Source organism: Streptomyces sp. NBC_00885 (assembly GCF_045207475.1).
Lineage (GTDB): Bacteria > Actinomycetota > Actinomycetes > Streptomycetales > Streptomycetaceae > Streptomyces.
Genome location: NZ_CP108796.1, coordinates 41,176 through 59,803 on the forward strand (window position 1 = coordinate 41,176; position 18,628 = coordinate 59,803).

23 protein-coding genes and 1 pseudogene are annotated in these 18,628 nt (G+C 68.9%); 6 read left to right on the forward strand and 18 right to left on the reverse strand.

Going from position 1 to position 18,628, the window contains the following annotated elements:
- Positions 1 to 7: 7 nt before the first annotated feature.
- Complete coding sequence (locus OHA61_RS00245; RefSeq protein WP_406301088.1) at positions 8 to 727, forward strand: leucine-rich repeat domain-containing protein; 720 nt, start codon at positions 8 to 10, stop codon at positions 725 to 727.
- 67 nt (positions 728 to 794) lie between these two features.
- Here the strand turns inward: OHA61_RS00245 and OHA61_RS00250 are convergent, their stop codons facing one another.
- From OHA61_RS00250 to OHA61_RS00260, 3 genes are all read right to left on the reverse strand, one after another.
- On the reverse strand, positions 795 to 2,492 hold the full coding sequence (locus tag OHA61_RS00250) for a proton-conducting transporter membrane subunit (RefSeq protein ID WP_406301089.1): 1,698 nt from the start codon (positions 2,490 to 2,492) through the stop codon (positions 795 to 797).
- Entirely contained in the window at positions 2,489 to 2,968 is a 480-nt protein-coding gene (locus OHA61_RS00255; RefSeq protein WP_406301091.1) for an NADH-quinone oxidoreductase subunit B family protein, read from the reverse strand. Before OHA61_RS00255 ends, OHA61_RS00250 begins: the two co-directional genes overlap by 4 nt.
- A gap of 197 nt (positions 2,969 to 3,165) precedes the next feature.
- The gene (locus tag OHA61_RS00260; protein ID WP_406307240.1) at positions 3,166 to 3,516 is read right to left on the reverse strand and encodes an ArsR/SmtB family transcription factor; all 351 of its coding nucleotides are present in this window, start codon (positions 3,514 to 3,516) and stop codon (positions 3,166 to 3,168) included.
- A 184-nt stretch (positions 3,517 to 3,700) separates the two neighbouring features.
- On the opposite strand from OHA61_RS00260, the gene OHA61_RS00265 reads away from it, so the two are divergent.
- Positions 3,701 to 3,907: a hypothetical protein gene (locus OHA61_RS00265; RefSeq protein ID WP_406301093.1), complete on the forward strand. Its 207-nt coding sequence runs from the start codon at positions 3,701 to 3,703 to the stop codon at positions 3,905 to 3,907.
- Between the two features lie 59 nt (positions 3,908 to 3,966).
- On the forward strand, positions 3,967 to 4,272 hold the full coding sequence (locus tag OHA61_RS00270) for an STAS domain-containing protein (protein ID WP_406301095.1): 306 nt from the start codon (positions 3,967 to 3,969) through the stop codon (positions 4,270 to 4,272).
- A 109-nt stretch (positions 4,273 to 4,381) separates the two neighbouring features.
- Here the strand turns inward: OHA61_RS00270 and OHA61_RS00275 are convergent, their stop codons facing one another.
- Genes OHA61_RS00275 through OHA61_RS00300 form a run of 6 tightly spaced genes read right to left on the reverse strand, consistent with a single transcriptional unit; the run spans position 4,382 to position 7,970 of the window.
- Positions 4,382 to 4,603, reverse strand: a complete 222-nt coding sequence (locus OHA61_RS00275; RefSeq protein ID WP_406301096.1) for an alkylphosphonate utilization protein — start codon at positions 4,601 to 4,603, stop codon at positions 4,382 to 4,384.
- Positions 4,604 to 4,639: 36 nt separating this feature from the next.
- Positions 4,640 to 5,053, reverse strand: coding sequence for an STAS domain-containing protein (locus tag OHA61_RS00280; protein ID WP_406301097.1), 414 nt, complete (start codon positions 5,051 to 5,053; stop codon positions 4,640 to 4,642).
- A gap of 16 nt (positions 5,054 to 5,069) precedes the next feature.
- Positions 5,070 to 5,492, reverse strand: coding sequence for an ATP-binding protein (locus OHA61_RS00285; RefSeq protein ID WP_405595426.1), 423 nt, complete (start codon positions 5,490 to 5,492; stop codon positions 5,070 to 5,072).
- On the reverse strand, positions 5,492 to 5,902 hold the full coding sequence (locus OHA61_RS00290; protein WP_406301098.1) for a pyridoxamine 5'-phosphate oxidase family protein: 411 nt from the start codon (positions 5,900 to 5,902) through the stop codon (positions 5,492 to 5,494). The genes OHA61_RS00285 and OHA61_RS00290 overlap by 1 nt, the downstream gene beginning before the upstream one ends.
- Entirely contained in the window at positions 5,899 to 7,608 is a 1,710-nt protein-coding gene (locus OHA61_RS00295) for a SulP family inorganic anion transporter (RefSeq protein WP_406307241.1), read from the reverse strand. Before OHA61_RS00295 ends, OHA61_RS00290 begins: the two co-directional genes overlap by 4 nt.
- A 20-nt stretch (positions 7,609 to 7,628) precedes the next feature.
- Positions 7,629 to 7,970 (reverse strand): ArsR/SmtB family transcription factor, encoded by a 342-nt coding sequence (locus OHA61_RS00300; protein ID WP_406301100.1) that lies wholly within the window; start codon positions 7,968 to 7,970, stop codon positions 7,629 to 7,631.
- A 289-nt stretch (positions 7,971 to 8,259) separates the two neighbouring features.
- On the opposite strand from OHA61_RS00300, the gene OHA61_RS00305 reads away from it, so the two are divergent.
- Together OHA61_RS00305 and OHA61_RS00310 are read left to right on the forward strand one after the other, a co-directional pair.
- Positions 8,260 to 8,694: a hypothetical protein gene (locus tag OHA61_RS00305; RefSeq protein ID WP_406301101.1), complete on the forward strand. Its 435-nt coding sequence runs from the start codon at positions 8,260 to 8,262 to the stop codon at positions 8,692 to 8,694.
- Positions 8,691 to 9,113, forward strand: a complete 423-nt coding sequence (locus OHA61_RS00310; protein WP_406301103.1) for a spore germination protein GerW family protein — start codon at positions 8,691 to 8,693, stop codon at positions 9,111 to 9,113. Before OHA61_RS00305 ends, OHA61_RS00310 begins: the two co-directional genes overlap by 4 nt.
- A 3-nt stretch (positions 9,114 to 9,116) precedes the next feature.
- On the opposite strand, the gene OHA61_RS00315 is transcribed toward OHA61_RS00310, so the two are convergent.
- From OHA61_RS00315 to OHA61_RS00355, 9 genes are all read right to left on the reverse strand, one after another.
- Positions 9,117 to 9,599 carry a hypothetical protein gene (locus tag OHA61_RS00315; protein ID WP_406301105.1) on the reverse strand — a complete coding sequence of 161 codons (483 nt, stop codon included), beginning with the start codon at positions 9,597 to 9,599 and terminating at the stop codon, positions 9,117 to 9,119.
- Positions 9,599 to 10,159, reverse strand: coding sequence for a hypothetical protein (locus tag OHA61_RS00320; RefSeq protein WP_406301107.1), 561 nt, complete (start codon positions 10,157 to 10,159; stop codon positions 9,599 to 9,601). The genes OHA61_RS00315 and OHA61_RS00320 overlap by 1 nt, the downstream gene beginning before the upstream one ends.
- The gene (locus tag OHA61_RS00325; protein WP_406301109.1) at positions 10,152 to 10,730 is read right to left on the reverse strand and encodes a hypothetical protein; all 579 of its coding nucleotides are present in this window, start codon (positions 10,728 to 10,730) and stop codon (positions 10,152 to 10,154) included. The genes OHA61_RS00320 and OHA61_RS00325 overlap by 8 nt, the downstream gene beginning before the upstream one ends.
- Positions 10,731 to 10,756: 26 nt before the next feature.
- Positions 10,757 to 11,410, reverse strand: a complete 654-nt coding sequence (locus OHA61_RS00330) for a hypothetical protein (protein ID WP_406301111.1) — start codon at positions 11,408 to 11,410, stop codon at positions 10,757 to 10,759.
- Complete coding sequence (locus OHA61_RS00335; RefSeq protein WP_406301113.1) at positions 11,407 to 13,821, reverse strand: site-specific integrase; 2,415 nt, start codon at positions 13,819 to 13,821, stop codon at positions 11,407 to 11,409. Before OHA61_RS00335 ends, OHA61_RS00330 begins: the two co-directional genes overlap by 4 nt.
- Positions 13,818 to 14,162 (reverse strand): helix-turn-helix domain-containing protein, encoded by a 345-nt coding sequence (locus OHA61_RS00340; protein ID WP_406301115.1) that lies wholly within the window; start codon positions 14,160 to 14,162, stop codon positions 13,818 to 13,820. Before OHA61_RS00340 ends, OHA61_RS00335 begins: the two co-directional genes overlap by 4 nt.
- Positions 14,163 to 14,179: 17 nt before the next feature.
- Positions 14,180 to 15,283, reverse strand: a complete 1,104-nt coding sequence (locus OHA61_RS00345) for a tyrosine-type recombinase/integrase (RefSeq protein ID WP_406301117.1) — start codon at positions 15,281 to 15,283, stop codon at positions 14,180 to 14,182.
- A gap of 65 nt (positions 15,284 to 15,348) precedes the next feature.
- A complete protein-coding gene (locus tag OHA61_RS00350) occupies positions 15,349 to 17,079 on the reverse strand; it encodes a hypothetical protein (RefSeq protein ID WP_406301118.1) in 1,731 nt (576 codons plus the stop codon).
- The gene (locus tag OHA61_RS00355; protein ID WP_406301119.1) at positions 17,076 to 18,164 is read right to left on the reverse strand and encodes a hypothetical protein; all 1,089 of its coding nucleotides are present in this window, start codon (positions 18,162 to 18,164) and stop codon (positions 17,076 to 17,078) included. The genes OHA61_RS00350 and OHA61_RS00355 overlap by 4 nt, the downstream gene beginning before the upstream one ends.
- Between OHA61_RS00355 and OHA61_RS00360 the strand changes: the two are divergent.
- Positions 18,163 to 18,531, forward strand: a pseudogene (locus OHA61_RS00360) (C40 family peptidase); the annotation flags it as partial. The gene OHA61_RS00355 and the pseudogene OHA61_RS00360 overlap by 2 nt on opposite strands.
- Between the last annotated feature and the right edge of the window lie 97 nt (positions 18,532 to 18,628).

The window sequence follows — 18,628 nt, forward strand, 5'->3', positions numbered from 1 at the left end:
GAAGGCCGTGAGGCACGCGTTGAACCTATGGCGTCAAGAACTCGGAGAAGTTCCCGACTCGGTCTGGCAACAGACCGAACTCCGCGTGCTGATCCTTGCCGACAACGGACTCACGGCCCTCCCACCGGAGATCGAACGACTGCACCGACTGACGACCCTGGACCTGGGCCACAACGCGCTCACGTCGATTCCCGACGAGCTGGGCAGGCTGACGGAGCTCAGCGACTGCCTCTACTTGCACGACAACCAACTGTCACGGATTCCGGACGCCGTGGGAAGGCTGACCAGGCTGCGATACCTCAACATCGGCGAGAACTCGCTCACGACCCTCCCCGAGGCCATAGGGGGGATGACCAGCCTCATCGAGTTCAGGGCACAGCACAACCGGCTGACCACGTTGCCCGACTCCATCGGCCGGCTCCGCAACCTGCGTGAGCTCTGGCTCCGAGGAAACACGATCGAGCATCTCCCGCCGTCAACTGCTGAACTGCACGAACTTCGTCACCTGGACCTGCGCGAGAACTCCGTGGCGGAGCTGCCGCCGTCACTGGCCAGCCTGCCGCGGCTGCGTCAGATCGACCTGCGGACCAACCGCCTCAGCCACTTGCCGGGCTGGCTCACTCTGCTTCCATCGCTGGAGAAGCTCGATCTGCGATGGAACGACATCGATCCGTCCCTCCCGCTGCTGACCGAACTCGAGCGACGGGGATGCGTCGTCTTGGCATGAGCAAGACGACACGCGATCTCACAGCAGTGCCGTCATTTCTCGTGAACATCCACGAGCAGGTTGATCATCAAGTGCTGCTGAAACTCGCCGACAAACGCTGCTGCTGAAGATGAACGAAGCCAGCCAGGGCCAGCGCCGCGGTGAGTGCGGCCACCACCCACAGCGGCGACAGCGACGCCGACACGTCGGCAAGCCGTACTCCCAGCCCGCCGCCCGACAGGGCCTGACCCCCAGGAAGGCCCGCGGCGAGCACGGCCTGATCCAATCCACTGCCCAGCAGTCCCGGGACCAGCGCAAGCCCCACGCACCCGGCCGCCAGCAGCCCCATTCCGGCGAGCATCATCGGCGGCGCCTCCCGCGCGCCGGTGGCCTCTTGGCTGCGCGGCCGGGCGAAGAACCCGACCCCGAGCGCCTTGACGAACACCGCCGCGGCGATCCCCGCCGAAAGCGCGATCAGCGCCACCGCCAGCGGCAGCATCACGGCGACGGCCACCCCTGGCATCTGAAGTCCGTGGATCAGCGACTGCAGCAGCAGCCACTCACTGATGAACCCGTTGCCGGGCGGCAGCGCCACCGCCCCCAGCGCGCCCAGCGCGAAGAGTCCGGCCGTGACCGGCATCCGCGCCCTCAGACCACCGAGCCGGTCGAGATCCCGTACGCCCGTGGCGCGCAGGACGGAACCGGCCGTGCAGAACAACAGGGCCTTGAACGCCGAGTGGTTGACCACGTGCAGCAGCGCGGCCGCCAGCGCGAGGGCGGCCAGCGAACGATCACCCGAGGCGGCGAACAGACCCGCCGCTCCGGCCCCGATCAGGACCAGCCCCATGTTCTCGGATGTCGAGTACGCCAGCAGTCTCTTCAGGTCCGAGGCCATCGCGGCCTGCAGGATCCCGTACACGGCGGACAGCCCGCCCACCGCGATCAGACCGAGCCACCACCAGGACGGTCCGCCGCCCAGCAGGTCGAAACCGGTCCGGATAAGCCCGTAGACGCCGAGGTTGACCATGGCTGCGCTCATCAACGCCGAGACGGGGCTGGGTGCTTCGGGGTGGGCGCGCGGCAGCCAGGCGTGCAGCGGCACCGCTCCCGCCTTGGAGGTGAAGGCCGCAGCGGTCAGTACGAAGATCAGCCCGCGGGTGGCGGGCGGCATGTCCTGCGCGCCCGTACGCAGTGTCGCAAAGTCTTCACCCCCGGCGTGCGCGGCGAACAATGCGAACCCGGCCAGCAGCAGGACGAGTCCGAGGTGGGTCATCACCGCGTACCAGACGCCCGCCGTCCGCACCGACGGCCGCTCGCGGTGCTCGGCCAGGACCAGCAGCAGCGAGGCCAGCGCCATCAGCTCCCACAGCACCAGGAACGTGGACACCGATCCCGCCGCAGGCACCAGCACCAGCGACAGGGCGAACAGCGGCAGCACCGTCTGCGCCGCCCGTGAGCCCAGCCCGTGCGGGCCATGCCCGGACGCGTACCCGATGCCGTACACCGCCACCGCCGCCACCACTGCCCCCGCCACAGCCATGAACAGCCCCGACAGCGCATCCACTTCAAGATGCACCCCGGCCAGCGGCAGCAGCCCCGGGAGCTCGGCCGACCATCGCCTTCCGCCCAGTACAGCCACACCCGCCGCACCACCGGCCACCCCCACCCCCGCCGTGCACATTCCGGCGGCGATGATGCGCCACCGGACCGGCAGCCCGGCACCCGCCGCCGCTCCGGCCCCACCCATGGCGACGGCAGCACCAAGGGCGGCCGCGACCAGGCTCACCGGCCGGTCACCCGCCGCAGCGCCGCCACGATGTCGTCCGGCGTCGGCGGGCACCCCGGCACCTGAAGATCGACCGGTACGACATCGGCGACCGCGCCCTCGACTCCGTACCCTCCCGCGAACTCACCGCAGTTGATCGCACAGTCCCCGACCGCGACCACCAGCTGCGGCTCGGGCATGGCCGCCACCGTGCGCCGCAGCGGCTCGGCCATGTTCCGCGTGACCGGCCCGGTCACCAGGGCCACATCCGCATGCCGGGGCGAGGCCACCAGCCGGGCTCCGTACCGCTCCGCGTCGTAGACCGGGCCGAAGGCCGCCGCGATCTCGATCTCGCATCCGTTGCACGAGCCGGCATCCACACAGCGCACCTGCACCGACCCGCCCAGCCCGCGCGCCATCGGCAGCGGTTCCACCGACCGGGGCGGAGCAGGTTCAGCCACCCGCCCGGTGCCGCGGATTTTGCGCAGCAGGCCCATGAACGCCCCTCCCGGATGCTGGTGAGGACTCTTCCGCACGTGGCTAACGGACGTCTCCACAGCCGGAGTTACGCCCTTTTTTCTTGCGCTTTGACTATTTTGTTGGCTGCGCGTCGGCGGGGTTGAAGGCGGCCGCCCCTCGCCGCGCAGAGCGCTGTCCGTGTACGCCGAAGGGCGGCCGCCGGTCTGCGGACGGCCTAGGTCTGCGGTTCTCCCTCGGACGCCGCCGCCTGCAGGTCGGCGAGCAGTTCGGCCTGACCCGCCAGCACACCGGACAGGATCGCCCGCGCGACCCTCAGCAGCTCAGCCACCTGCGGACTGGTCAGCGAGTAGAAGACGGCCGAACCTTCCCTGCGGGTTATGACCAGATTGGCCCGGCGCAGGACGGCCAGTTGCTGCGAGAGGTGGGCGGGCTCGACGCCCACCTCCGGCAGCATTTCGGAGACCGCATGCTCGCGCTCGCTCAGCAGTTCCAGCACGCGGATCCGGACCGGATGCCCGAGCGTCTTGAAGAACTCCGCCTTCAGTTGGTACAGCGGCGCGCTCACTGAACCGGCCCCGCGTCCGGGCATGCCGCCGTAAGGCCGGACGATCGTTGCCAAGCCTGCACCGTGCATCCCATCCACCCAAAACTCTTCACCATGGGGTCATCCTCGCGCCATCACACCCACGTGATGACCTCGGGAATTGCTAAGATTAGCAATTCCGAAGGTCGAGAGAGGGAGGTTTCGGGTGAGAATCCCACGACTGCGTGGCGGCGGGGCTCTACTCAAGTGCCCTGCCTGCCGTCTCAAGTGCCTGCCCGCGGCCGTCGCCGCGGACGGCTCATGCCCCCGCTGCGGGCATCAGCGCCTGCTGAGCATGGACATCGACCGTGGCTGGATCCGGCATGCCGCCCACGCGGCCCGCGGCCCGAAGCTGTCCGACGGCGAGCGTTGAGAGCGGCGCCGCCTGTGAGCATCAGCTGGAGTTTCGGGGAACAGCGCGGCGTGGCGGTCATGAGTGTTGCCGGGTTCCTCGGCAGCAGTGCGGTCGACCGCTTTTCGGAGGGGTTCGGCTGGGTAGCTGCCCGCAGCACCGGGGCCGTCATCCTGGACCTGACCGAACTGCTGGGCTGGAGCGCCGAAGGTGAGGCGGCAGTCCTGCAGGCGGCCGCCACGCTGCGGAAGACTGAGCGTTCCCTCGTACTGTGCGGCCTGGACCGCATCGAGGCAACGCAGTCACGGGTCATCCACCACGACTCGATGACCATCTACGCGGACCTGGACACCGCCCTCGGCGCCCAGGCACCGCCCTCCGGCTGACCACGCGCTGCACCGTGACGCCGTGGAACAGCTGCGGCGCTGCCCCTGCCGTCGGCCAGGAGGTGACGGCAGGGAGAAGCGCCGGACGAGACCAGGGTGGGCCTTGAGGTCACGCCTTTTTCAGGAACTCGGTCTTCAGGACCAGGCCCTTGACCTTCTTGGTGTTGCATTCGATCTCGCCGGCCTTGCCAGTGAGGCGGATGTTCTTCACCAGCGTTCCGCGCTTGAGTGTCTCGGAGGTGCCCTTCACCTTCAGGTCCTTGATCAGCGTCACGGAGTCGCCGTCATGAAGCGGGGTTCCGTTGCTGTCCTTCACGATCACGTCGCTCATACTGCTTCCTTGTCTGCTTTCGTTCCTGTGGATCTCTTACATCAGGCCCTGTGGCGCCACATTTCGCGCGCCGGGCCAGTCGTCGCTGTGCCACTCACGCGTTTGGCCACTCAGGTCGTCGTACGCAGCGAGGGCGGCTGCGAGGTCGCAGTGGACGGGGATCGGCGGGTGGGTGCCGTCGGGGACGAGGGAGCCGTCCGCGGGGATCGCAGCGAGTTCCAGACGCCGTCCCTCATCCTCGAGTTGGCGTGCTGCCTGGGCGACGGCGAGCTGGCCACCGATGGACCAGCCGCGCAGCTCGGTGAGGTCGAGGATGACCGGTCCCGTGCCGCGGGCCAGGGCCCAACCGACGGCGCCGGAGAAGCGGGCCACGGCATCCGCGCCGAGATACCCGGCCAGCGAGAGGACACAGAAGTCCTGCTGGGTGGTGTAACGCCACTCGATGGTCATCGTCGCTCTCTCGTTCTCACAGGGGGAGGGTGATCCACACGCTTTTGCCGCGGCCGTCAGCGTCCGCGCGTACGACCGCGGTGCCGCCGAGGCCGAGGGTGAGCTCGACGACAGTGGCCAGCCCGCTGCCCCCGTTGCCAGCCGTGGCGTACAGGGCTGGCTGATAGGGGTGGCGGTCGTGGACAGCGAACGCGAACGTGTCATGGCCCGCCGCGTAGATCACCGTGACGTTCGGGGAGAGCACGGCGGCGTGCCGCACGCTGTTGGTGACCAGTTCGCCCAGGATCAGCAACGCGGGATCGACCGTGGGGTGGCGCCGGCTGATGCCCCACTCCACCAGCACCTGTTCGGTGGTCTCGCGCGCTATCCGGACAGCGGACCCTATGGCGGGAACAGTCAGCACATGCCGGTAGGGCAAGCTCTCGAGCTGAGCGGCCATCAGGCACCCTCGTGGGCGAGGCGGAAGCCGGTCACCGTCTGCGGGCGGATCCGGACGAGGGTGTCGTGCGGGCCGTGGACCCAGCCGGGCAGCGTACGGCGGTAGTGGGCCGCCTCGTCCGGATCGGTGATCACCTCGGCCGGACCGGTCGCCGTCACCGTCCACCCGATGCCGCCGGCCACGCGGATCTCGTCGGCGTGGTACGTGAGCGCGGCCCTCCCGGACAGGGCTGCCGCCTGGGCCGGGGTGCGGACGATCAAGCGGCCGTACTGGAGGATGTGCACCGCCGGACGTATCACCGCGCTCTCGCGCTGGACGTACACGAGCCGTCCCCGGGCGGCACCTTCGAGCAGCCACAGGGCTTCGGTGCCGGACACTTCGACCATGCGACGGGAGACGGGGACGGTCATCGGGAAGCCTCCTCGGAGACGGGGGCGGGCGACTGCGCGGGAACGGCGGGCAGGACCCCGGCTCCCTGCAGAAGGGCGCGGGCACCGGCGATGGCCTCCGGGGTGGTCGCGTACTCCCGCCCCTCCAGCCGCAGAAGATCCAACGCGCCGACGGACTCGAGGACGCGCCGCTGTCCGGGCCGTATCCCGGACGTCATCACCGCGATGCCGCGCCGGTTGAGCTTCTGCACGGCGTCCTTGAGGACCAGTGCACCGGTGGCGTCCATGGTCGTGATGCGCGACATGCGCAGGATGACGACCCGGACGTCGGCGACCTCGCTCAGCTCCAGCAGGAAGCGGTGCGCGCCGGCGAAGAACAGCGGCCCGTCGATCCGGTAGGCCACGATGTGCTCGGCCAGCAGGGCGTGTTCCTCGTCGCTGTGCTCGCCGGGCAGGTCGGGCCGGAAGTCCACCTGATCCATCCGGGCCTGTTTGGCCACCGCCCGCAGGGCCAGTGCCCCGGCCACGACCAGGCCGATGATCACCGCGTAGACCAGGTCCAGGGCGAGCGTGGCGACGGCCGTCAGTACGAGCACGATGGCATCGGAACGCGTCGCGCGGGCCATGGCCCGCAACGCGCCGACTTCGACCATGCGGATCGCGGTCGCCAGCAGCACGCCCGCGAGCGCGGCCAGGGGGATCTTGGAGACCAGCGGGGCGGCGGCGAAGACGATCACCGCGAGGACGGCGGCGTGAGCGAGCGCCGCGAGCCGCGAGCCCGCGCCGGTGCGGACGTTGACCGCCGTCCGGGCGATGGCGGCCGTCGCCGGGACGCCACCGAACAGCGGCGCGGCCAGGTTCGCGATGCCCTGACCGAACAACTCCTTGTCCGGGTCGTGCTTCTGGCCCACCGTCATACCGTCCGCGACGGTGGCCGACAGCAGCGACTCCAGCGCCGCGAGCGCGGCCACGGCGACCGCCGGGGCCATCAGAGAACCGGCCGCCGACAGGTCGAGGAAGCCCAGCGACGGAGCGGGCAGCCCGGACGGCAGATCACCGATCGGCACGGCAGCGTCCAGATGGAAGAGCTGTGCGACGAGGGTCGCGGCGATCACCGCGACTATCGAGAAGGGGACGGTCGGCCGCCAGCGCGCACCGAGAAGCATCACGACGGCGACACCGGCCGTGAGCGAGACGGCGGTCCAGTTCGGTGTGCGTACGAACGCTTCGACGGCCCGCCAGGTCACCACCAGGACCCTGTCGCCCTCGGGCTTGGCCACCCCGAGCGCGTTCGGGATCTGCTGAAGCCCGATCACGCACGCGATGCCGAGGGTGAAACCCTCCACCACCGGAGCCGGGATGTACTGCATGTACTTCCCGGCGCGCAGCAGGGCGAGTGCGATCAGGATCAGCCCGGCCAGCACTCCGACCGTCAGCACCCCGCCGGGCCCGTACTCGGCGACGATCGGCACCAGCACCACCGTCATGGCCCCGGTGGGGCCGGAAACCTGGAGATTGGAGCCGCCGAACAGCGCGGCGAGCGCACCGGCGACCACCGCGGTGGCAAGCCCCGCCTCCGCGCCGAGCCCGGAGGACACCCCGAAGCCCAGCGCGAGCGGCAGCGCCACGATCGCCACCGTCAGGCCCGCCAGCAGATCGCGGCGTGGGTTGCGCGCCATGAGCAGAAAGTCGGCACGGGCAGGCAGCAGGGAACGCACCCGGCCCATGGCCCGGGTGAAGACCGCACTCACTGCGCCGCGACCTCGGCTTCCCGCAACTCCACCAGCAGCTCGTTCTGCCCGGCCAGCATCTCGGTGAGGATCCGCCGTGCGGCCCGCATCAGATCCGCGACATCCCCGCCCGCGAGCTCGTAGACCACGGTCGAGCCCTCTCGCGTTGAGCTCACGATCCCCGACCGGCGCAGCACCGCCAGCTGCTGGGACAGGGCCGACGGCTCCACCTCGATCGATGCGAGCAGATCCCGCACCGGCATCGGCCCGCCCTGCAGCAGCTCCAGCACACGGATGCGCACCGGATGCCCCAGCATCCGGAAGAACTCTGCCTTGGCCTGATACAGCGGAACCGGCACGGTCTCGGACTCTCCTCAACCCCCGTCGGGGGTATCGCTTGGTGCTGTGCCCGCGGCTACCTACGGACACAGCCAACACAGCATGTAATGAATTGCAGAATTTTGCAATTCATGGAGTTCCGCTCGACGCTGAAGGTGTCGCCTGCCAGGGCGCCTGGGGGCTGCGTGAATTCTGCGTCTGCGCGGCGACGGGGCCCCAAGCCCCCGCCGGTACACGGGTCCCCGTTCGGGAACGGCCAGGCCGGACGGCGCGGGCGCGCACGGCAGGCAGGTGCGGGAGCCTGGAGACATGGACATCGAGATCCTTCTCGTGCCCGGCTGCCCGAACGAGACGCTCGCGGCCGAGCGGCTGCGCTGCGCGCTCGACACGTCGGGGTTGAGCAGTATCGGATTCACCACCCGCGTCGTGACCGGCCAGGCCGAAGCCGAGCGGATCGGCTTCACCGGCTCCCCGACCATCCTGATCGACGGCCGCGACCCGTTCGCCGAGCCCGGACACACCCCCGGACTGTCCTGCCGGATGTACCGGACCGCGGACGGCCTCGCCGGTGCCCCCGACGCCGGCCAACTCCACGAGGCGCTCCGGGCCGCCGCCGTCACCACAGCCGGTCTCACCCTCACCGCGGTGGAGAAGTTTGTCTTTCGCGATACGAAGTTCCCCTCCCCGGCTGCCACCCACATCCTCGGCACAGCGGAACGCCCCCATACGGGAGACGGCACATGACGAGCACAGCAGGCGAAAACAAGCCCGTCCCCCTGGCCGACCTCAGCGCCGCCCACGCCTCCGTCACCCTGCTGGAGCGCCTGGCCGACAAACTCGGCGGACGGGCCTCCGTGACCGCCGTCTACGGCGAACCCATTACCCGCGACGGCATCACCGTCATTCCGGTCGCCAGGGTCGGCTTCGGCTTCGGCGGTGGCGTCGGGCGGGAAATCGGCGCCGCCAAAACCGGTGAGGGCGGAGGCGGAGGCGGCGGAGCCGAGGCCCGGCCGCTCGGCTACATCGAGATCACCGACGGCAAGGCCACCTACAAGCCGATCCGCGACCCATGGACGGACGTCGTCCTTCCGCTGGCGGCCCTGCTGGCCGGATCGGCCCTGCCCCAAGTCGTCCGGATGATCAGGCGCCGCGGACACCGCTGACAGTCAGCCATGCCTTGACGCTCGCACCCGGTTCTCCTCAGTCCTCAGCGGGGGCTCGTTGTCCCGCAGAGGCGGAGCGCCGTGAGGAGCCAAGGCTGTACGGGGCACCGTCCCCAAGACCGGTGGAGGAGTGTGGAGGCGGTCGCGTTCTGTCAGGAGTTCGGCGATCACCTGGGCATAGGTCTCGACACGCTCGGTCAGGTGCCGGTTCGTCTCGAGCAGTCGGCGGTTGCGCTCCTCCAGGTCACTTGTCCGGGCCTGCAGGTGCTGGAAGGCGGGCGGGATTCCGTTGGCCAGTGTGCGCCGGGCGAGGAAGTCGTCCTTGAGGTCGGGGTGTTTGTGGGTGAGAACCCACCGTTTGACTCCTGCTTCGGCTGCGAGCTGCAGGACGGTCAGAGCTCCGGTGGAGCGTTGCGGGGTGCCGGCGAGGAGGCGGTCGGCCGCGGTCTGGATGGCGACGCGTTCTGCTGAGCGGTCTGTGGCCATTAGGGCTCCTGCGGGTCGTGTTCGGCCAAGATGCCTTCGAGGCGGGCGAGTTCGTGCCGCTCGCGCTGGTTGCGGATCGGCGGGGCGAGCGGATCGTCGACGAGGATGCGCAGCCGGTCGGCCTGAGCGCGGACGATTGCGATGTCGCGGTCAGTGCGGGCGATGTTGAGGCAGGTGGGGCGGCAGTCATCGAGGTCAGGGGTGCGGCGGCTGCTGTGCTCGTCGCTGGCGAGGCGGCAGGCCGCGCGGGCGGGGTCCAGGACGCACGTCATGCCCGTGCCGGGGTAGACCATGAGGTCGGGGTTGGCCAGCAGGGTCGCGGCGTCGCGGCGGGTGCGCAGGACACGTCCGGCGAAGCGGGCTGCAGCAGCGACGCGGTGACGGTATCGGTCGGCTGCGGGGCCGCTGACGTGCTCTGCGGCGGCGAGGTGCTCGCGGGCCTCGGCGAGCTCGTCGAGCCGGGCGAGCCATTGCTCGAAGACGAGTTCGTCGGGGAAGCCGGAGGCGTAGGTACCTAATGGTGGAGTCGGGTATTGGAACTGTCCGAATGCCTCAGCCATTGCGGACCCATGAGGTGAACTCGTCGGCGAGGCCGGGCGGGTTGGCGGCCTCGGTCTGCCGGGCGATCGCCTCGTAGTACTCCAGCTCGTGGACGATCACCGGCACGGTTCGGCCGACAGATCTTTCGATGATGCCGGTTGTATGGAGGGTTCGGGCGAGCTGGCAGCAGGTCTGGTTGAAGCGGGCCTCGATCTGCGCGGCGAGTGGCTCGATGACTGAATCCCAGTCGGCGAGGTCGGTCGGCTCGTCGTACCAAAGTCCGAGTTCGGTGATCCACTCCTGGCGAGCTGTGGCCCCGGCGGGGTCGCTGGTCAGGTCGCCGACCACAGTCAGCTCGTTCTGGATCCAGAAAGCGTAGTTCCAGCGGGCTTCTGCCGGGTCAGAGGCGTCCTGGATGCTGCGGCGGGCCTGAGTTTCAGTGTTGTAGCCGATCGTCAAGGTCGGCTGACGAGGGTCGTCGTCCTCGTTGTCGATGAGGAAGGAGACAGCGTAGATGTCGCCGGCGTCGGCGGCCGGGATGGATGCGAGGGCCCTCTCGACGAGATGCTGGAGGTGATCGTTGAACGTCATGGTCGGCGGGGTCCTGTCGGTCGGGGTCATGTGTCCCACTGGTCGCAGTACTCGATGTGGATCTCGCGCGCGTCGCCGAGAATGCCGTCGTTGGAGTGGAGCTCGGTGCAGAAGTGCGGGTAGCTCGGATGGACGGGGACGTATCCGGGGCCGTTTCGGGCGACGTCGAAGAAGTGCCGGGCGGTGTCCCTGAACACCTTCGCGCTGCCCGTCATGAACAGGGTCTCGGCGTGGAGATGCTGGTGGAACAGATCCCGGTTCTCCTGGTAGTGCCGTGCCTCGTGATCAATCACGGCTTCGTCGGTGTGTCCTGGGCCGGGCAGCGTCACGGTCTGCGGACGCCCTGGGCCGAGCCGTCCTCGTACTTCCTTCCAGCGTGAGGGTGCGAACTGGAGCGAGTGGTGCAGCAGCACGAGATCAAGCTGCCGTGTGCCGTCTTCTGGCAGCTCGTGGGAGGGGCCAGGGTTCCCCCGCATCGGCAGGTGGACCAGCGAGCGCGGTGAAGAGGCGGCGAGCTTCCATAGCCCACCGATTCGGTGGGCGGCGTCCTGATCGAGGTAGATGTCCAGGTGCCGATCGTGGTCGATGAGCACTGCGTGGACCAGGGGCCGGGCGGGTCGGATGACCTTAAACTCCGTGGATCCGAGCCGTGCTTGGTGGATGGTGATGGGTAGCTTCATTGGTTCTCCGGGACACGGCGGCTGACATCGGCGGCGTAAGAGGCCCAGTCGCCGGCTGATGCCTTCTGCCATTGGACGGCGACTTGGATGTGGACGCCGAGTACCCGGGCGAGGATGGCGGCGGGCAGTTCGGCGGCGAGGGTGAACAGTGCGGTGGAGCGGTCCTGCCGGGGTCGGATCCCGATCTTGTGGAGACGTTGGCCGATCCGGTCATCGCCGAGGGGGTGTCCTGGGCGGCCGCCGGGAAACAGCCAGCGGACGTCCTCGAGGGTTCCGATCTTGGCTTTGCCTCGGCGGGTCGCGACGAGCTCGCGGACGAGTGCGGCCAGCGGCTCGGGTAGGACGACTGGCGAGGTGCCGAACGTGATCGCGACGGTGTCGTTGTCGAGGTGGACGTCGTCGACAGTGAGCTGGCTGATGGTGGCGATCTTCTGCGCGTAGAGGACCAGCAGCAGTCCGGCGACGCGGTCCGGGGTGGGCAGGGTGTCGTCGTGGAGGAGCCGTCGGGCATCTGACCAGCGTTTCTCGCTGTCGATGGTGCTGAGGGGGCCCGTCCAGCGGGTAGTGCCGTAGGTCAGGCCGCGGGCGTGCCGATGCTGTACCGACCAGCGGACGAAGTGGCCTGTCTCGTCCCGGTAGGTGGCATCGGTGCCTGAGGTCCATCGCTCCAGGTCAGGCTGGGTGCAGTCGCCGAGCGTCAGGCCGTTGCCGGCCAGCCAGTCGAGGAAGTTGGCCGCTGCGGTGACGTGGCAGCGGACGTTCAGGGCTTGGAGGTGGGTGGTGTGTTCCTTGCCGAGGCGTCGTCGGAGTCGCCGCAGGTGATGCCAGCTTGCGTATCCGTGCAGGATCCGGCGTTCGGTGAGATCGGTGCGGGCCTGGACTGTCGCGATGGTCCAGCTCTCCAGGGCGACGAGGCGTTCGTCGCGGGCCGGCAGGGCGCCGGTGGCGACCATGACGCTGCGGAGATGTGCGAGAACCTTGCTCGCGGGGAGCTCGTCGAGTGTTTCGTGCGTGACGGGTCGTTCGTCGCGGCCGATCTGCCGGAGCAGGGTGCTGACCTTCGAGCCCGATAGCCAGAACATGGTGCTGGTGGGGCGTTCGGCTCCGGACAATGCCTCGTAGAGGGAGACGAGGTCCTCCCGGATCGTGCCGGTGTCGCCGCCAAGGAGGTCGCGTACCAACTGGTCGAGGGCGCATCGCTGGCAAGGGCGGGTGCTGAGCTGCCATGTGGTGCGGCAGACCGGGCAGCGGCCCCAGAAGTCCGGATCCGGGTCGGTGCACTTCGCGCACAAAGGCGCGTCCCAAGTGCCGCCGCGGACGTGGTCGACGGTGCCGCAGCTGCTGCAGGGCGTCCACCGCAGCTGGCACCGGTTGCACCAGGGTTCGCCCGTGACCCGGGAAATCTCACAGACCGCTTTCCGTCCGCAGATGCCGCACTGGGTGGCGGTCCTTGGCCGGCAGTTGGCGCAACGGGGTCCGTCGGGAAGGCGGACGGCGACTTTCTGGCGGCGCCCGCAGCCGCAGCATTCCTCCAGGTTGACGGGGTCGCTGACGAGGCAGTTGGGGCAGAGCGGGTGCCCCTCGGCATCCCGGGCGGCGGGCTCGCGGACGGCTCCGCAGCGGATGCAGGGCACGGCCGAGCTGCGGGCGAAGCAGTTGCGGCAGACCCGTTTGCCGTCCAGCAGCTTCGACAGTGCCTTGACCTCCTGGCAGCGGAAGCAGGCCGGGTTGACCACCGTCGTGGCCCCGGCTTGGACGAGTTCGCCGATGAACCGCAGGACGGCGGGGGTCGGGGCGTCGTAGCCAGCGCCGGTCAGCAGGTCGGGCTGGGCGATGACCGCCCAGGCCAGACGTCGTCGGCCAGCCGTTCGGACGGTGGCGCGTTCGAGGGCTGATCGAACAGTGTCGGCGGTCAGCACAGGATCGACGGCGGTGACGAGTCTGGTGAGTTCGGCGAGTGGATCGCCGTCTATGTCCGGGCACTTCGCGCAACGAGGGTCGCCGTGGCGGTCCCGGGTGACGACGCGCCGCTGCTGGCGGCAGCCCGCGCAGACGGCTGGCTTGTCGAAGCAGGGCGAGCATCCCCACCGGCCGCCGGTGCGGCTGCCCACGTAGGGGCGTCCGCGGCCGCACTCACCGCAGCGGGGAAGAGCGATGTCCTGGGCGCCGGCTTCGCGAAGAGCCATCAGCAACCGCGCGACGCAGAACGGTGCCGGAGGCCGTCCGGTCCGCAGCAGCGACGGATCGTCATGCAGGGCCTGGGCGAGGCGCCGACGACCGGCTCGTTCACGCATCACCGTGCAGACGATCTCGCGAACGCGGTCGGCGTCCAGGTGCCGCTCGACGTTTCCGACCAGCCGCACGACCACGCCGACCGGATCGGCCAGAACCTCCTCCGCGTACCCGTTCAACGGTCCACCGGTGCGATCCGGGCCCGCTTGGGCCGCAGGTCACCGACTCCCTCGGCGGCGGGTGCCCCGCCTGCCGCCACCTTCTTCGGCTTCTTCACGGCGCCAGCCGTTGCGATCGGCTCGATGAGGTCGTCCATAGTGCAGTCCAGGATGTTCAGCAAGGACATGAGGATCTTCAAGCTGAGCCGCTCGGGCCGGTCCACGACGAGCCGGTAGACCTGGCTGGAGGAAAGCGTGATGCCGCGTTCCTCGAGCGGAGCGATCAGGTCGGTCGTGGAGAACATCCCGCGGTCCGCCATGATCTTGCGCAGGTGCCACTGGTAGTCGAGCTTGGCGGCCATCGTCGGGTCCTTCCTCGTCACGTCCCGGCGAACGCCGGGGCAAGTGCCTTGCTCAGGGCAGTGTTCATGAAGTCGTCGCTGACGTGGGTGTAGATGGCGGTGGAGCTGTCGCACTCGTGGCCGACTTGCTGCTGGATGAACCGACGGTCAACCCCGTCCTCGGTCAGATGCGTGACGTACGAGTGGCGAATTGAGTGGGGGACGAGCTCCTTCGGGAGCTTCAACGCGTCGCGGTAGGCCACAAACCGGGCGTTGATCTCGGAGGGCTTGACCCGCCCTCCCCGCTCAGTGACCCACAACGCCGGGTGGTCCTCGCAGCCGAACCGCGGCCGGACGTTCTCCACATAGTCCTGGACCGCGTCCACCGCCCAGTCCATCACCGACAGCACGTTCCGGCGCCGTGGCGGCTGGCCCTTCTTCGCCTTGCCGTAGCGGACGTTGAGCGTCCCGTACCGGCCGAACTGTCGCGCCTTCGCGTTGCGGCCGAAGTCGACGACATCCAGCTTCGAAGTCTCCGTCCGACGCAGACCCCACCCGTAGATGACCTTGAACAGTGTGGCGTCGCGGTAGGCAGCAAGGGCGCCCTTGCGCTTGGACTTCACCGCGCGTTCGACCTGATCGTCGGCGTAGTCGAGGAACCGCTGCAGTTCTGCCCGGGTGAACGGCCTGGCCTCCGGGTCGCCCTCGTAGTCGTTGAGATGGGCGATGGTGTTCCACTCGTGGCAGATCGCCACTGGATGGGTGCCGAAGGCGTCTTCGCAGGCCGGCCCCCAGCCGTAGCGGCCGTCGACGAGGAACTCTGTGAACTGCCGAACGTCGCCTTGGTAGCTGCGGATCGTGGACGGTGCCAGGTGCTTCTCGCCCGTCAGCGAGGCTGACCACTCGTCCATGTGGCCCGGCAGCCACGACCACGGGTACTCGTTGGTGAATTCATGGAAGCGCCGGATCAGCCGTTCCCGCCCGGCGATCGTGCCTTCCTTCAAACCCCGGGACATCTGCTGGGCCCGCCAGCCTCGCAGCATCGCATCGACCATCGCGTCCTCCGGACGCAGCTGGATCACCCCGGAGACAAGCTCCAGATGAGCCGCCCCGGCCAGAGCCACCTTCCGCTCTTGCACCACTCCAGGCCCTCCCTTCTGGAGGGCAAATCCTGCATCAGATGGGATCTGTCTGGCAAACTTCCTGATCAGGAGGCCACTTCGTAGTAGCGTTGGAGTCCATCAGGCCCTCGCCCCGAGCTGGCGACCTGCGACTTCTCGCCCGTCTGATGCAATTCCCGAGCCTTGGAGTAGCCGAGGGTCATCTGCACGCGGACGTGGCCGTACTGGACGGCGGCGGCGACCAGGCCTCGGGGCTTGCGCACGATGAACCAGGCCAGGGTGCGGCGCAGTCTGCTGGAGCTGATCCCAGGCCGGGCCGGATCCGGCGGGATCGGGTCGGGGCGCCGGTGGGCTGCGCAGTAGTCGTTGACCCAGGTGATGAAAGCGTTGATGTCGGCGCTGGCGTTGGAGTCTGTGCGTGCCTTCCCGGCGCGCTGACAGAGGCTGGCGGCGGTGGCGCGGCCGTCGATGTTCAAGGTGGTGGGGAAGAGGAGTTCGGCGTTGTGGAGCCGTTCGAGGACGGTCACGGCGCGGGCGACGGGTTCGACGACCACCCAGGGGTCGGGGCGTTCCTCGCCCTGGGGGACGTGACGGCCGGCGGTGTCGCGTACTCCTTTGAAATGCTGGCCGTGGACCAGTGTCAGGCCGGTGTTGGAGTCGCGGCGGGCGCATCCACGCTGGAGGTTGAGGACTTCGCCCGGACGTATACCGGAGAGGTACGCGATGACGATGAAGCAGGCCGTGCTCAGGTGGCGGGCCATCTGCGGGGCCTGCTCGTAGGTGATCGGGCCCGGTAGCCAGGGGACTCCGTCAAGGCCAGCGGTGATAGGGGCGAACAGAGGGGAACCGTCGGCGACCGGCAGCCCTGCGGCATCGACGGCCCGCACCAGATGGGGGCTCTGGATCAGGGAAATGACGTCGATTCGCCGGGCGATGTGACTGTAGTTGACCCGCAGAATCCCGTCCGGGCCCGGCTTGCCCGGCAGCGGCAGGTCCCGCCGGCGGTAACCGTCCAGCAGGCGTTCCAGGTCCTTCATCCGCTCGCCGGGGGCCCGCGGCGCGGGCATCGGGGACAGTCCGGCGGCCCGGCCGGACGGGGTACGCACGCAGATCGCCTTGAATTCGCCGAACGCGGCCGTGATGTCGTCGGCGAAGAGCTCGATGAACCGCAGGGCCCAGCCCAGCAGCGCTGTCATCGTGTCTGGGTGGATGCGCTGGGTCCGGTTCTCTCCCGATGGGTCGCGGCGGGTACCCAGGATGTCGGCGATGAGTTCGCCCCGCCACGGAGCCGCGGCCGGCAGCCGGTCGCCCGGCGGCAGGAGCTCGCGCAGGGACCACAGCCGGACCACCACGGCCAACAGGTCCTCACCGGTGGCGTGCGGCAGGCCGGTTGCACGGACGTGGGCGGCGAAGTCGTCCAGATCCGCGCTGGTGAGACGGTGTAGAGAATCCACGGCCCGAGCGTCCGCCCAGTGCGCGAAGCTGCGCAGACTCTGGAAATAGGCGGCCACTGTGCGTACGGCGGGCCGTGAGGACTTCGCCCGGTAGTAGGACGGCATACTCTCCGGCGGGTTGATCCACAGCCACACAGCATGCTTGACCGTGCTGGTGTATGCGGATGGCACGGTGGTGAAGTCCAGGGAGAGCGCTTTGGCGTGCGCTTCGAACAACCCCGGTGTCAGGTCCCAGCGGTCGTCGGCGAACCGCGACAGCGTGTGGGCATCGGTGCCCGGCCTAAGGGGCCGCTCCCGTAGTACGAGCTCGCCAGGAGCCGGGCGAGAGGGGAACGAGGCCGCGGACGCGGCGGGGGTGGTCATCGGTCCAGCCCGCGGTTCAGCAGACGCTCCACGAGTTCGTGCTCGCGCTCGGCGCACCGGGCTCTGGCCGAGGCGACGTGCTGGGGCGGGAACTGTTTGAGGATGTCGGTGAGCTGGCTGGCCGGAATGCCGTACCGCCGGGCCCACTGCGAGGGCGGCATTGCTGCGCGCCGGGCATCGATCTTTTCCAACGTGAGGGCCAGGACTGGCAGGTGCTCGGGGGTGGCACGTGCACACGGGCAGGACAGGCACAGCAGGAAGGAGGCCGGACACGGCTCGCCGGGCGGCGCATGGGGACTGGCCCGGTGGCCGGTACACGCAGCCAGCGCAGTATCCAGGCGTCCGGCCAGCACCTCCTTGAACGTGCCGGCCGACAGGCCGAAGCGGCCCGCGACCCGGCCCGGATCCTCACGGGCTTCGGCCAGGTCGGCCTCGGTCATCACCGCCAGCGCCGGCAGCGCCGGCAGCGCACGAGCCTTGGCCACCTGCTGTTCCAGGACCTCGGCAACGACCCTTTGGTAATCGGTGAGGTTGCCTCGGTTGCGGGCCAGGTAGTCGTTGGCCAGGGTCCGCTCGCTGTGCGCCACCGGCCGTTGATTCGTCTCCAGCCAAGTCAGGCGCAGGCGCCTCGAATCCACATGCAGCAGTCCCTCTCCGGCTACCTCATTGCTGCTCGTGAGGGACATGCTCTTGGACCAGGTGTGGACCATGCTTGAGGGCATGCCCGTGCGAAAGCCCGAGCCATGCGGGCCTTTGAGGCTGAAGTAGACCAGCAGCGCGTCCGTCCGCGCCCAGACGCGCGAGGCGGCGCCCAGATCGATCAGCAGCATGTAGAGGCCAAACGGCGTGTGCAGATCCCACCGGGCACCCTCCCTGCAGCCGGCTCCCTGCTGCAGAGGTACCGTGCGGTGCGAAGAGGCAGGTCCTCGCCGGGGCTTGAGCCAGTCGACCAGCGCAGTCGCCTGCCCGCCCGCGCCGCCGTCCGGGCGGTGATGATCTGTGACGGCTGACGCGATCGTGCTGTGATTCTCTCCGGTCAGGCACATCATCAGCACCCCGGCTGCAGCCACGTCCAGGAACGTCATCAAGGGAGAAGCCAGCGCTCAGGGCGAGAAGGCCATCGCCTACGCGAGTCTGCAGATCGGCAAACCTTACGAGTGGGGCGCCGAGGGACCGAATTCGTTCGACTGTTCCGGACTCACGTCAGAAGCTTGGGCCGCCGCGAAACGCCCCATCCCACGTACGTCGCAGGAGCAGTGGCGCCAGCTTGCACGCATCGACATCAAAGATATGCGCCCCGGCGACCTGATCATCTACCACAGAGACGCCAGCCACGTGGGCATGTACATCGGCGACGGCTCGATCGTGCACGCACCCCGACCCGGGCGGAACGTCACCGTCGCTGATGCCGGCTCGATGCATATCCTCGGAGTCGTGCGTCCTGACAAGTGACGGTCCCCTGGCCGCTGTGAGGCAAGCGAATTGGGCTTCGGACGTCTCTTTTCGGCGAACTACGGGCTACGGGCCACGGCCGCGACACCACGCGACA

What these genes read in the sequence shown, in the direction of transcription:
- OHA61_RS00255 (WP_406301091.1), bottom strand. Translation starts at nt 2,968, where the DNA reads ATGGGCCTGCTGCGCAAAATCCGCGGCACCGGGCGGGTGGCTGAACCT.
- OHA61_RS00270 (WP_406301095.1), top strand. Translation starts at nt 3,967, where the DNA reads ATGAGTGTTGCCGGGTTCCTCGGCAGCAGTGCGGTCGACCGCTTTTCG.
- OHA61_RS00275 (WP_406301096.1), bottom strand. Translation starts at nt 4,603, where the DNA reads ATGAGCGACGTGATCGTGAAGGACAGCAACGGAACCCCGCTTCATGAC.
- OHA61_RS00280 (WP_406301097.1), bottom strand. Translation starts at nt 5,053, where the DNA reads ATGACCATCGAGTGGCGTTACACCACCCAGCAGGACTTCTGTGTCCTC.
- OHA61_RS00285 (WP_405595426.1), bottom strand. Translation starts at nt 5,492, where the DNA reads ATGGCCGCTCAGCTCGAGAGCTTGCCCTACCGGCATGTGCTGACTGTT.
- OHA61_RS00290 (WP_406301098.1), bottom strand. Translation starts at nt 5,902, where the DNA reads ATGACCGTCCCCGTCTCCCGTCGCATGGTCGAAGTGTCCGGCACCGAA.
- OHA61_RS00295 (WP_406307241.1), bottom strand. Translation starts at nt 7,608, where the DNA reads ATGGGCCGGGTGCGTTCCCTGCTGCCTGCCCGTGCCGACTTTCTGCTC.
- OHA61_RS00305 (WP_406301101.1), top strand. Translation starts at nt 8,260, where the DNA reads ATGGACATCGAGATCCTTCTCGTGCCCGGCTGCCCGAACGAGACGCTC.
- OHA61_RS00310 (WP_406301103.1), top strand. Translation starts at nt 8,691, where the DNA reads ATGACGAGCACAGCAGGCGAAAACAAGCCCGTCCCCCTGGCCGACCTC.
- OHA61_RS00315 (WP_406301105.1), bottom strand. Translation starts at nt 9,599, where the DNA reads ATGGCCACAGACCGCTCAGCAGAACGCGTCGCCATCCAGACCGCGGCC.
- OHA61_RS00320 (WP_406301107.1), bottom strand. Translation starts at nt 10,159, where the DNA reads ATGGCTGAGGCATTCGGACAGTTCCAATACCCGACTCCACCATTAGGT.
- OHA61_RS00325 (WP_406301109.1), bottom strand. Translation starts at nt 10,730, where the DNA reads ATGACGTTCAACGATCACCTCCAGCATCTCGTCGAGAGGGCCCTCGCA.
- OHA61_RS00330 (WP_406301111.1), bottom strand. Translation starts at nt 11,410, where the DNA reads ATGAAGCTACCCATCACCATCCACCAAGCACGGCTCGGATCCACGGAG.
- OHA61_RS00340 (WP_406301115.1), bottom strand. Translation starts at nt 14,162, where the DNA reads ATGGCCGCCAAGCTCGACTACCAGTGGCACCTGCGCAAGATCATGGCG.
- OHA61_RS00350 (WP_406301118.1), bottom strand. Translation starts at nt 17,079, where the DNA reads ATGACCACCCCCGCCGCGTCCGCGGCCTCGTTCCCCTCTCGCCCGGCT.
- OHA61_RS00355 (WP_406301119.1), bottom strand. Translation starts at nt 18,164, where the DNA reads ATGACGTTCCTGGACGTGGCTGCAGCCGGGGTGCTGATGATGTGCCTG.